We start from the raw sequence: 11,309 nt of genomic DNA on the forward strand, positions 1-11,309 counted from the left end.
GGCTTTCTTGCCACCGTCACTTGCGGGTCTTACCGCAAGCTTGACACCAGCACCGAGGTGTCAGGACCGCACGATTTCGCATCCGTTTCAGGCGCTCTGGTCAGGAGCGCCATCCGCGTCCACCGCATCCCCGTCCCGCACTGATGACCTTGCGCAACGCCCCTCGGAGTAGGACGGGATGGTCAGACATATAGCCCGATCCACACTTCTGGTAAACAGAATTATTTTTGCACGAGGGGCTTGACACGAATTCCGATAACCCGAACTAATTTGCCAGTCGGGACGCGTCGGCTCACATCATCGCCAGCGACAGCAAGAGCCTCACCAGCTCCGCCTGGCGGTTGGTGCCGGTCTTGCGGTAGATCGAGGCCAGATGCCAGCGCGCGGTCGCGGTCTTCACGTGCAGGAAAGCCGCCGCCTGCTCCGGGCTGTCGCCCATCATCAAACGTTCGGCGACGCGGGTTTCCGCCGCGGTGAAGCAAAACAGCTGGGCCAGCATTTCCTTAGGGGGACTCGGCGTCACGTCGGGATCGGCGACCAGCACCAGCGCCATCGGATCGTGCCCGATCCACGACGCCTCCCGTTTGACCGGCGCAACCGTGACCGTGTAGCTCGCCTTGCCGGAGCGGCGCGCGAGGCGCACGACGCCGCCGCGCGGTGCATCCAGGTTCTGAAGCGCGCCCACCGCCCCCGCAACCAGACGCTGAAATGCGGCATCCGCGTTTCGGTCAGGAATTTCGAACCGATCGCCGCGAAGCAGAAACCCGTCGGCGGTTGCCGCCATGGCCCGTGCGGCGCTGTTGGCAAACCTCACCCCGTCGCGGCCCAGCAGCAACACCGCCGTGACCGAGCGGTCGGCGACATCGGCCAGCCCGCCCAGCATCGCGCCGACGTCCTGGACCTGGAAGCGGATGTGCGCCGCGCGCTGCAGATGCGGCATCAACACCCGGCATCGCTCGACCGCCGCGGCGTCGAATTCGCCGGCGGAAGGCGGACGAACCAGACTGATGATGGTAAGAAACCTGTGGCGGTGCGCCAGCGTCAGCCGCATCACCGTGTGCATGTCTCGCCGCCGGCACATTCTCGGCCAGCAGCAGCGGCTCAACTACCCGCTGGGGCTGGACCGTCGGAGGCGGCATCGAATGGGCGTTTGCCAATCAGTGGAGTCTGGCCGCCGAATACCGCCATTCCGATTTCGGCTCGCGGGCCGCAGCCATCGTCATCCCCGACGGGTTAGGCACCAACCTCGCGGCGGGAACGTCCAACGATCGGTTGACCGTCGACTATGTCACCGCCCGGATCAACTACCGCTTCGGCGGCCCGGTCGTGGCGCGCTACTGAGCGATAAGATAAATTGAAACCAGCGAGACGATGCCTGCCATTTCGGCAGGGAACCGTTTGAAGCCAGTGCCGTTCCCTCTCTTTGGGGGCCGCATCATGAACAAAACTACCCGGGGTGACGAGACGCTGGCGCAGGCCATGCAGGTGCTGCGGCGCTCGAATGTCAGGGAGGGCAAGCCGTTTCCGCTGGGGGCCACCTGGGACGGCCTCGGGGTCAATTTCGCGCTGTTTTCCGCCAACGCCACCAAGGTCGAGCTTTGCCTATTCGACGATAGCGGCGAGACCGAACTGGAGCGAATAGAACTCCCGGAATACACCGACGAGGTCTGGCACGGCTATCTTCCGGCCGCCCGACCCGGCACCGTCTACGGCTACCGCGTCCATGGCCCCTACGAGCCGGACGCCGGACACCGCTTCAATCCCAACAAGCTGCTGATCGATCCCTATGCCAAGCAGCTGGTCGGACAGTTGCGCTGGGGACCGGAGCTGTTCGCCTACAAGCTCGATCACGCCGACAAGGACACGTCGTTCGACGAGCGCGACAGCGCGCCGCTGGTGCAAAAATGCAGGGTGATCGACCAGGCCTTTACCTGGGGCGCCTCGCGCAAGCCGGAAATCTCCTGGGAACGAACCATCTTCTACGAAATGCACGTCAAGGGCTTTACCAAACTTCACCCGCTGGTGCCGGAAATCGACCGCGGTACCTTTGCCGGTCTGGCCAATCCGAACATTCCCGCCTACCTGCGCTCGCTGGGCGTCACCAGCGCCGAACTGCTGCCGATCCACGCCTTTGTCGACGACAGCTATCTCATCGACAAGGGGCTGCGGAACTACTGGGGCTACAATTCGCTGGCCTTCTTCGCCCCGGAGCCGCGCTATCTGCAGTCGCCGATGGTGAGCGAATTCAAGGAGATGGTGAACCAGTTTCACGCGCACGGCATCGAGGTCATCCTCGACGTGGTCTACAACCATACCGCGGAGGGCAACGAACTCGGGCCGACGCTGTCTTTCAAGGGTATCGACAATACCAGCTATTACCGTCTGCTGCCGGACCAGAAGCGCTACTACATCAACGACACCGGCACCGGGAACACGGTCAATCTCTCGCACCAGCGTGTCCTCCAGATGGTCGCGGACTCGCTGCGCTACTGGGTGACCGAGATGCATGTCGACGGATTCCGCTTCGACCTTGCGACCATCCTGGCGCGCGAACCCTACGGGTTCGACGAAGGCGGCGGATTTCTCGACGCCTGTCGGCAGGATCCGGTGCTGTCCAGCGTGAAACTGATTGCCGAACCGTGGGATATCGGCCCCGGCGGCTATCAGGTGGGGCAGTATCCACCGGGATGGGCGGAATGGAACGACAAGTTCCGCGACACCGTGCGCAGCTTCTGGAAAGGCGATTCCGGCGTGCTGCCCGATTTCGCCAAACGCATTACCGGCTCAGGCGACCTCTTCAACAAGCGCGGGCGAAAGCCCTGGTCCAGCGTCAATTTCGTCACCGCCCATGATGGGTTCAACCTCAACGACCTCGTTTCCTACGATGAAAAACACAATGAGGCGAATGGCGAGGAGAACCGGGACGGCCATTCCAACAACCATTCGTGGAATCACGGAGTCGAGGGACCGACCGACGATCCCGAGATCATCGAATTGCGCGAGCGCCAGAAGCGCAATTTCATCGCCACCATGATGCTGTCGCACGGCACGCCGATGCTGCTGGCGGGCGATGAATTCGGCCACACCCAGCATGGCAGCAACAATGCCTACGCCCAGGACAACGAGATCTCCTGGCTCAACTGGCTCGGCATTACGTCGCAGGGCCGTTCATTGCGCGAATTCACCCGCAAGGTAATCGCCATGCGGAAGGCCTTTCCGATTCTCTACCGCGGACGCTTCTTCGTCGGCGCGCATAACGAAGAGCTCGACGTCAAGGACGTCACCTGGCTGTCGCCGTCGGGCGAGGAGATGACAACCGACCACTGGCACGACGGCAATGCCCGCTGCTTCGGCATGCTGCTCGACGGCCGCGCCCAGGAGAGCGGAATCAGGCGCCGGGGATCCGATGCGACGCTGCTGCTGGTCTACAACGCCCATTTCGACGTGGTGAATTTCACGCTGCCTTCGGTGCCGGAAGGCAAGGAATGGCTGGGACTGATCGATACCAACCAGCCTGCCTCGCAGCTTTCGACGTTCCCGTTCGGTCACGACTACGCGGTGACCGGGCGCTCGCTGGTGGCGTTCGGCCTCTCGGCGGAAGACGCCGCGACGAGGCGGTTGCGCCAGGGCGTGGGATCTATCCTCGACGTGATGGAAACGCCGCTGCCCGGCACGTGATCGCCGGCTTGAGGCCGTATCATACCGGCTGGTGGCACACCGCCTCGATGCGGTTGCCGTCGGGATCGCGCAAGAAGGCGGCATAATAGGACGGATGATAGTCGCGCAGGCCCGGCGAGCCATCATCTGTACCGCCTGCAGCGATACCCGCGTGCCAGAACGTGTCCACCTGCGCGCGCGACCGCGCCTTGAAGCACCAGTGGCGGCGGGAGTCTGGTTCCGGCTTCGGGCCCAAGTAGATGGCGATGTAGACCCGCTCCGGATAGGCCGCGCACGCGCGTTCGCCAAAGCCCAGAAAATCCTCGCGGCGGCCGACCTTGACGACGCCGAGTGCCTGCATGATCGCGTCGTAGAAGCGCTCGGCGGCCGCGATGTCCGACACGGTGATGGAGACGTGGTCCAGCATGGGCGAAGACAATCCACGGAATGAGACACAATCAGGAAAATCGTCATGCCCGGCCTTGTGCAGCCTTGTGCCGGGTCATCCGCGTCTTGACGACACGCGCGAAGGCGAAACGTGGATGGCCGGGATAAGCCCGGTCATGACGGAAAGCTAAGCCGCGTTCTTCAGCCGCTCCAGGGCCTCGATGATCTTGGCCTTGCGCGCCACCGCGGCCTCGCGCTTTTCCTTTTCTTCCTCGACGATTTCTTCCGGCGCGTTGGCGACGAATTTCTCGTTGCCGAGTTTTGCGTCCACCCGCTTGATGTCGGCCTCTGCCTTCGCCAGTTCCTTGTCGAGCCGCGTCTTTTCGGCGCCAAGATCGATCACGCCCTTGAGCGGCAGGGCGGCGACCTCGCCGCGCACCAATAACTGCACCGCGCCTTCCGGGGGACGGTCGGCGAAGGAAATATCCGCCAGACGCGCCATCCGCCTGATCACGTCGTTCCAGCGCTGCGCGCGGTCCCTCGTTTCGGCCGAGGCGCCGGCCAGCACCAGCGGCGTCAGCGTCGCCGGGGTGATGTTCATTTCCGCGCGCACCGAGCGAATGGCGGTTACGAGATCGACCACCCAGCCGATCTCGGCCTCGGCGGCGGGATCGCTGAAATCGGCGTTATCCAGCGCCAGCAGGACCGGCGGCAGCAGGCCCTCGTTCGGGCCCGTGGTCGCCATCATCACGGCCTCATCCGACGAAAGCCCGGCCTTGCGCGGCCATTCCGTCAACACCAGCAGGCCGTCACGCTTCGCCGTCACCGCCCACAATTCCTCTGTTATGAAGGGCATGAACGGGTGCAGCAGCTTGAGGATTTCATCGCGCGCCCACGCCACCATGGCAAGGGTTTCGGACTTGGCGGCGCCCTCCTCGCCCATCAGCACGGGCTTTGCGAGTTCGAGATACCAGTCGCAATACACATTCCAGACGAAGCGGTAGATCGAGGCGGCGGCATCGTTGAAACGATAGGCTTCGATCGCCTCGGTGACCTCGCGCGTGGCGCGCGCGGTCTCGTGCGCGATCCAGCGGTTCAGGGTCTGGGTCGCCTGCGTGGCGTCGAAATCCGCCGGCAGGGCGCAGCCGTTCATCTCGGCAAAACGGCAGGCATTCCACAGCTTGGTCGCGAAATTGCGGTAGCCCTCGACGCGCTGGGAAGCGAGCTTGATGTCGCGGCCCTGCGCCGCCATCGCCGCCAGCGTGAAGCGCAGCGCGTCGGCGCCGTAGTCGTCGATCAGATGCAGGGGATCGATGACGTTGCCTTTCGACTTCGACATCTTGGCGCCCTTCTCGTCGCGGACCAGGGCGTGGATGTAGACCGTCGGGAACGGAACGTCCTTCATGAAGTGCAGGCCCATCATCATCATGCGGGCGACCCAGAAGAAGATGATGTCGAAGCCGGTGACGAGGACGTCGGTCGGATAATAGCGTTCTACGTCGGCCTCGTCGTCGGGCCAGCCCAGCGTCGAGAACGGCCACAACGCCGAGGAAAACCAGGTGTCGAGCACGTCCTCGTCGCGGGTAATGAAACCCTCGCGCCTGTCCGGATCGCGCGCCATCTCGGCGCCCTGGTCCGGGGTGATAACTTCCTGCTCGACGTAATAGCCGAGCGCGTTCCCGACCGCTTCCTCCTCGGTCTCGGCGACGAAGACCTTGCCGTCCGGGCCGTACCATGCGGGAATCTGGTGGCCCCACCACAGCTGGCGCGAGATGCACCAGGGCTGGATGTTCTCCATCCATTCAAAATAGGTCTTCTCCCAGTTCTTCGGCACGAAATTCGTCGCGCCGGAGCGCACCGCCGCAATCGCGGGCTGCGCCATGGTGTGGGCGTCGACGTACCACTGGTCGGTGAGATAGGGCTCGATCACGACGCCGGAGCGGTCGCCATGCGGCACCATATGCGTGTTCGGTTCGATCCGCTCCAGGAAGCCGAAATCCTCCAGCCGTGCCACGATCAGTTTCCGCGCGGCGAAGCGGTCGACGTTGTGCAATTCCTCGGCAAGTTGCGCCGAGCCTTCCGGCAGGTCGCGCAGATAATCCTCATTGTCGACCAGCGCGAGGCAGCCCTCCTGATCGAGCACGCTGATCTGCGGCAGGTTATGCCGGCGGCCGACCTCGAAATCGTTGAAATCATGCGCCGGCGTGATCTTGACGGCGCCCGAGCCTTTCTCGGGGTCGGAATATTCGTCGGCCAGAATCGGAATCTTTCGTCCCACCAGCGGCAGGATGACGTACTTGCCGACCAGATCCGCATAGCGCTCGTCGTCCGGATTCACCGCGACCGCGGTATCGCCCAGCATCGTCTCAGGCCGCGTGGTGGCGACCACGATGAAGGTTGCGGGATCGTCCGGATGGAAGGCCTTGCCTTCCAGCGGATAGCGCAGATACCACAGGTTGCCCCTGACCTCGACCTGCTGCACCTCGAGATCGGAAATCGCGGTCAGCAATTTCGGATCCCAGTTCACCAGCCGCTTGTCCTTGTAGATCAGGCCTGCACGATGCAGCTCGACGAACACCTTGACGACCGCGCGCGACAGCCCTTCATCCATCGTGAACCGTTCACGCGACCAGTCGCAGGAGGCGCCGAGCCGCTTCAGCTGGTTGACGATGACGCCGCCGCTCTCGGCCTTCCACTGCCAGACGCGCTCGAGGAATTTGGTGCGGCCCATCTCGCGGCGGCCCGGTTCCTGGCGCTCCATCAACTGCCGCTCGACCACCATCTGGGTCGCGATTCCCGCGTGATCGGTGCCGGGCTGCCACAGCACGTCGCGGCCGCGCATCCGCTCGAAGCGGCAGAGAATGTCCTGCAGCGTGTTGTTGAGCGCGTGCCCCATATGCAGCGAGCCCGTCACGTTCGGCGGCGGGATCACCACGGTGAAGGGCCTTGCATCACGGCGTTCGGGACGGCCGGCCTTGAACGCGCCGGCTTCCTCCCAGAGGCGGGCCATGCGGGTTTCGATATCGGCGGGCTGGTAATTTTTCTCGATCATCGCGGATGCAATCTTTGGGCTGTGGAACGGGTTAGAAAGACGCCGGAACGCGCCAAGTCAACCCGCCAAGTCAACCCGACAAGTCGATACGACGGGGCCGCCAGACGCAGGATCAGGCCGGATCTGTGACCATTGAGGGCCGGTCAGAGGCCGAGGGCGGGCTGGTCCCGCCAGGCCGAAAGGATTATGTCCTGCCGCCGCGGGAAACCCGCTCGATTTCCGCCTTGACGATGCGCTCGACCATGCCCGGCAGATTGTCGTCGAGCCAGGACTTCAGCATCGGCCGCAGCATTTCCTTGACCAGGTCTTCCAGCGTCCGCGCATTGTTGCTCAGCACGGTATTGGCGAGCGAGTTGAAGGCCGATTCCACCGCGGACACGGTCGTGCGCGACAGGATCTGCTGGACCGGCGGCGCCTCGCTTTCAAACGGCGGCGGCTCGAAGGCCGGCTGCCGCGGCGCCGCGCGGGCGGCCTCGGTAAATTCCAGATCGTCCTGCGGTTCGACCTTCCGGAACGAAGGTTGCGGGGACGGCGGTGGCGGGGGCGTCTCCGCCATCGCGACCGCCATGTCGTCGGTAAGTTCGAACACATCGCCGTCGGGCATGGGAGGGCGGATCTCCTCGGGCGAGGTCGCCTCGTCGAGACCGTTGAGCAGGGCGTCGATGTCGTCCTGGCTGTTGGATACGGCGGCCGCGGCTGCCGGCGCGGCGGGAGCTGGCGGAGGGGCTGCGGGTTTGGCAGGCGGGGCTGCGGGCTTCGCGGCCGCGGCAATCGCCGACGGCGGAATGTCGGTCATGGTGGCAGGCCTGGGAGCGGGCTTGGCGGCGGGCGCCGCAGCGGCCGGCTTCGCAGGCGCCGCCGGGCTGGCGGGCTTGTCGGCAACCGGCGGCTTGGCCTCGTCATCGGCGATGATACGACGGATCGACGCCAGAATCTCCTCCATCGAGGGTTCCTGGACCTTTGCAGGTTGCGTCATCGCCGACTCCACATCATCAACGCCCTCAGGTGCGTTTTACACCAAGCCAGACAGGATTTGCCGGTTCTGAAGATGCAGGCCGGGATTTTCACCGCACAAGCCTGACTTGTCCCCAGATCAAGCGCCGCTCAACACACCGTTCGGGATCCCGTCCCTGCCTGAAGCACCGAAGCGACGCGGCCAAGTTCCTGGCAGCTCGGATGCTGACCCCAGATGCGGCGCGAATCGCCCTGCTGCCTCAAATAACGGTATGTCATGGCAACAATTGATTGCAAGCAACGCGCCGCCCTTTCACGCTCGCAAGCGCTGGAGGCGGCGGCCTGCGATCATGCGGCGATGGTGGCGATCAGCGACCGTCGGGAACGCGGACGCCGAACCAGCTGTCGCGGACCTGGTGATAATGCACACTGGGATCGTAGACCGTGGTGGGCAGCTTGAGCACCACTGGCGATAGGCGTCCCACGGCGTTGAGAACGGCATAGGACGCGACCACGCGATCATGCTGCGCGGTAACCAGCGCGACGCGGGCGTTGACCAGCGCCTGCTGCGCATTCAGCACGTCGAGCGTGGTGCGCTGTCCGGCCTTGGCTTCTTCGCGCACCCCGTTGAGCGCGATCTCGGACGCAGACACCTGCGACTGCGCGGACTGCACCTGCGCCTTGCCCGCCACCAGCTGCCCCCATGCCGTCACCACATTGGCGCGGGTCTGGTCGCGAACCTGTTCGAGGTTGAGGCGCTGCTGCGCCAGGGTTTCCTTGGACTGGCGGATCAGCGCGTATTCGGCGCCGCCCTGATAGACCGGGACCGACAGCTGCGCGATCGCGGAGGCGCCGAACGAGCGCTGCACGGTCATGGTCTGTTCGTAGGATTGCTGCACCGAGGCCTGCAGCGTCACGGTCGGCAACAGCGCGCCTTCGTTGACCCTGACCTGGAGATAGCTGACGTCGATGCCGAACATCGCGGCGGTCACGTTGGGATTTTGGGTCAACCCCAGTTCGACCGAGGAGGCCAGCGTTGCCGGCAGAAACCGGTCGACCGGCGAACCCGGCGCGAGAGCCTGCGGCTCGTTGCCGATGATGCGGCGGAAGTTCGACCGCGTGGTGTTGAGGTTGGCTTCGGCAGTCAGCAACTGGGTCTTGCCGGCGGCGAGCTGCGCCTCGGACTGCGCGACGTCGGTGCGCGTGACTTCGCCGACGCTGAAGCGGTCCTTGGTCTGTTTCAGCGTCTGTTCGAGCACGCGGACGTTGCTCTTCTGCACCTCGACGATCGCGGAGTCGCGCAGATAGTCCATGTAGATGGTGGCGGCCTGCAGCAGCACGGTCTGTTCGAGCACCCGCAACGCTTCGCGCGCGCCGGAAACCTGGCTCTCCGCCGCGCGGGTCCGGTTGGCGGTCTGCTGTCCGTTGAACAGCGTCTGCGTGACCGTGGTGCCGATGCTGCGCGGCGAGTTGGCGCCGTGGATGCCGGTCCGGACGATGGTGGTGGGCGTGCCGCCCGAGGTCGAAAGGGTGTCGGTGTATTGGTAACCGGCGCTGCCGGTGATCGCGACGCGGGGGCGATAGCCGGACAATGCCTGCGGGACGTTTTCGTCGGTCGAGCGGACCGAGGCGCGCTGCGCGTTGAGCTGCGGATTGTTCTGGTAGGCGCGCACCAGCGCCGCCTCAATGGTGTCGGCCAGGGCCGATGTCGGGCCCATCCATGCCAACAGAAGGACCGCAGCCGCAGCTCCGGTGAAGACCTTCACACCACGCATCCCTTGAAATCCATTCATTCCTGTTCGCCGGCTCGAACGGTGAGCCTGACGTCGCTTTAGTCCAGTGAGTCCCGGCTCACCTTATTCCGCACCTGCGCGCTACGGAACCACCCCCGCACCCCAATGCTGCGGAAACTCTCGACGTGGGGCATCTGGGCCACACTGCTGACCGGCAAAGGGCTTTGCCGGTTGTGAGCCCGGACAGGCCGGAACGGGCTGGAAAACAGCTAGAAAACGAAGGCGGCAAGCCGCTCCAGCCCGGGAAGAACCGGAACCGCGGCGTCAAACAGCGTCCGGTTCCCGAAATCGTCATGTGAGCGCGTCACCAGGGTGGCCCGCGGCGGCTGTGTGGAGGCGAAAACGCCGACCAGGCGGCCACCCTCCCTGAGCTGGCCAAACAGCCGGTCCGGCACGATCTCGGTCGCGCCATTGAGGACGATCACATCATAGGGCGCGTTGGCCGAATCGCCCGCGGCGGCAGCCGCCGTCCGCACCGTCACATTGGCCAGGCCGAGCCCGGCCAGCACATCCCTCGCGGTGGCCGCGAGCGACGGATCGCTCTCGGTCGCCGTAACCTGCCCGGCCAGATGGGCAATGACCGCCGCCGCATAGCCGGTCGCGCACCCCACCACCAGGACGTTGTCGCCAGGCCTGATCTCGGCTGCCTGCAGCATCCTGGCCGTGACCACCGGCTTGATCAGGAAGCGTTTGGCCGACTCCCCCTCGCTGACATCGAGATCGAGGTCGAGATAGGCCAGCGCGCGCCGGCTGGCCGGGACAAACGCCTCGCGCGGCACCGCCAGCATTGCATCGAGGATCCGGATATCGGTGACGTCGCTGGGGCGCACCTGGCCATCGACCATCTTCTGGCGCGCGGTCGAAAAACCGGACATGAGCGAACCTTGCATGCGGTGCGGACGGAGCCCGCAGGAGCGAAACCGCGCCATCTTTGGAACAAGGACCGCCAAAACGCAACATGGCGCGAGCGCGCCAGAAAGCGGGGGGCGCCGCCTCGCCTCTCGTTGCCCGACATCCTCCTCCTCGATGCACCGCGAGCTGCCCTCTCCGCCGTGTTACGGAATCGGGCTCGGCGATGGCCCGGGCCAGCCGGGACAGGCGTTCATCGTCCCTCAGCGCCGGAAGATCGATTGGAACGATCGACGGCGCCGGTTTTGCGGGATGTTCAGGACATCTGGTATCGAATCACCACAACCCCTCAGGTCCGGTTCCTCAATGATCCCCCGACGAAAGGGCCCTTCTGGCGGCTGATCCCCGGGGAATGCCGAGGTCGGACATCGAAGGGCCAGACGCCGGAATCGCCGCAACGACAATAAATCGTTGTGCCGCAGGCAGTTTCGCAACCTACTTGATGTCGCGTTGGAGCGGGCTATTTCGTCCTTTGCAAGCCGGGAAGGCTTTGTTATACGCAGCCGGCTTGCGAACGATTGTTTCGCCTGTTCCTCGGTAGCTCAGCGGTAGAGCAT

At 64.6% G+C, this 11,309-nt stretch carries 7 protein-coding genes and 1 pseudogene; 2 read left to right on the top strand and 6 right to left on the bottom strand.

Features of this window, described 5'->3' with window-relative positions:
• Window positions 1-292: 292 nt before the first annotated feature.
• The gene (locus tag Q8R73_RS23655) at window positions 293-1,063 is read right to left on the bottom strand and encodes a helix-turn-helix transcriptional regulator (protein WP_305721967.1); all 771 of its coding nucleotides are present in this window, start codon (window positions 1,061-1,063) and stop codon (window positions 293-295) included.
• A gap of 44 nt (window positions 1,064-1,107) precedes the next feature.
• Between Q8R73_RS23655 and Q8R73_RS23660 the strand changes: the two are divergent.
• Both Q8R73_RS23660 and glgX read left to right on the top strand, forming a co-directional pair.
• Window positions 1,108-1,341: pseudogene (locus Q8R73_RS23660) on the top strand (outer membrane protein); the annotation flags it as partial.
• A gap of 96 nt (window positions 1,342-1,437) precedes the next feature.
• Window positions 1,438-3,678: a glycogen debranching protein GlgX gene (glgX, locus tag Q8R73_RS23665; RefSeq protein ID WP_305721968.1), complete on the top strand. Its 2,241-nt coding sequence runs from the start codon at window positions 1,438-1,440 to the stop codon at window positions 3,676-3,678.
• Window positions 3,679-3,697: 19 nt separating this feature from the next.
• Here glgX and Q8R73_RS23670 read toward each other — a convergent pair whose 3' ends face one another.
• The 5 genes from Q8R73_RS23670 to Q8R73_RS23690 all read right to left on the bottom strand — a co-directional run bounded on the left by Q8R73_RS23670 (window position 3,698) and on the right by Q8R73_RS23690 (window position 10,718).
• Window positions 3,698-4,084, bottom strand: a complete 387-nt coding sequence (locus Q8R73_RS23670) for a VOC family protein (protein WP_305721969.1) — start codon at window positions 4,082-4,084, stop codon at window positions 3,698-3,700.
• A gap of 147 nt (window positions 4,085-4,231) precedes the next feature.
• Window positions 4,232-7,096, bottom strand: a complete 2,865-nt coding sequence (locus Q8R73_RS23675) for a valine--tRNA ligase (RefSeq protein WP_305721970.1) — start codon at window positions 7,094-7,096, stop codon at window positions 4,232-4,234.
• A 184-nt stretch (window positions 7,097-7,280) separates the two neighbouring features.
• On the bottom strand, window positions 7,281-8,072 hold the full coding sequence (locus Q8R73_RS23680; RefSeq protein WP_305721971.1) for a PopZ family protein: 792 nt from the start codon (window positions 8,070-8,072) through the stop codon (window positions 7,281-7,283).
• A 346-nt stretch (window positions 8,073-8,418) separates the two neighbouring features.
• Window positions 8,419-9,825, bottom strand: coding sequence for a TolC family outer membrane protein (locus tag Q8R73_RS23685; protein ID WP_305721972.1), 1,407 nt, complete (start codon window positions 9,823-9,825; stop codon window positions 8,419-8,421).
• Between the two features lie 227 nt (window positions 9,826-10,052).
• Window positions 10,053-10,718: a protein-L-isoaspartate O-methyltransferase gene (locus Q8R73_RS23690; RefSeq protein WP_305721973.1), complete on the bottom strand. Its 666-nt coding sequence runs from the start codon at window positions 10,716-10,718 to the stop codon at window positions 10,053-10,055.
• Window positions 10,719-11,309: the final 591 nt, after the last annotated feature.

Origin of the sequence: Bradyrhizobium sp., from assembly GCF_030697065.1 — a bacterium.
Taxonomy (GTDB): domain Bacteria; phylum Pseudomonadota; class Alphaproteobacteria; order Rhizobiales; family Xanthobacteraceae; genus Bradyrhizobium.

Excerpts from the sequence above, each read along its gene's own strand:
- Q8R73_RS23655 (WP_305721967.1), bottom strand. The coding sequence starts at position 1,063 with ATGCACACGGTGATGCGGCTGACGCTGGCGCACCGCCACAGGTTTCTT.
- glgX (WP_305721968.1), top strand. The coding sequence starts at position 1,438 with ATGAACAAAACTACCCGGGGTGACGAGACGCTGGCGCAGGCCATGCAG.
- Q8R73_RS23670 (WP_305721969.1), bottom strand. The coding sequence starts at position 4,084 with ATGCTGGACCACGTCTCCATCACCGTGTCGGACATCGCGGCCGCCGAG.
- Q8R73_RS23675 (WP_305721970.1), bottom strand. The coding sequence starts at position 7,096 with ATGATCGAGAAAAATTACCAGCCCGCCGATATCGAAACCCGCATGGCC.
- Q8R73_RS23680 (WP_305721971.1), bottom strand. The coding sequence starts at position 8,072 with ATGACGCAACCTGCAAAGGTCCAGGAACCCTCGATGGAGGAGATTCTG.
- Q8R73_RS23685 (WP_305721972.1), bottom strand. The coding sequence starts at position 9,825 with ATGCGTGGTGTGAAGGTCTTCACCGGAGCTGCGGCTGCGGTCCTTCTG.
- Q8R73_RS23690 (WP_305721973.1), bottom strand. The coding sequence starts at position 10,718 with ATGTCCGGTTTTTCGACCGCGCGCCAGAAGATGGTCGATGGCCAGGTG.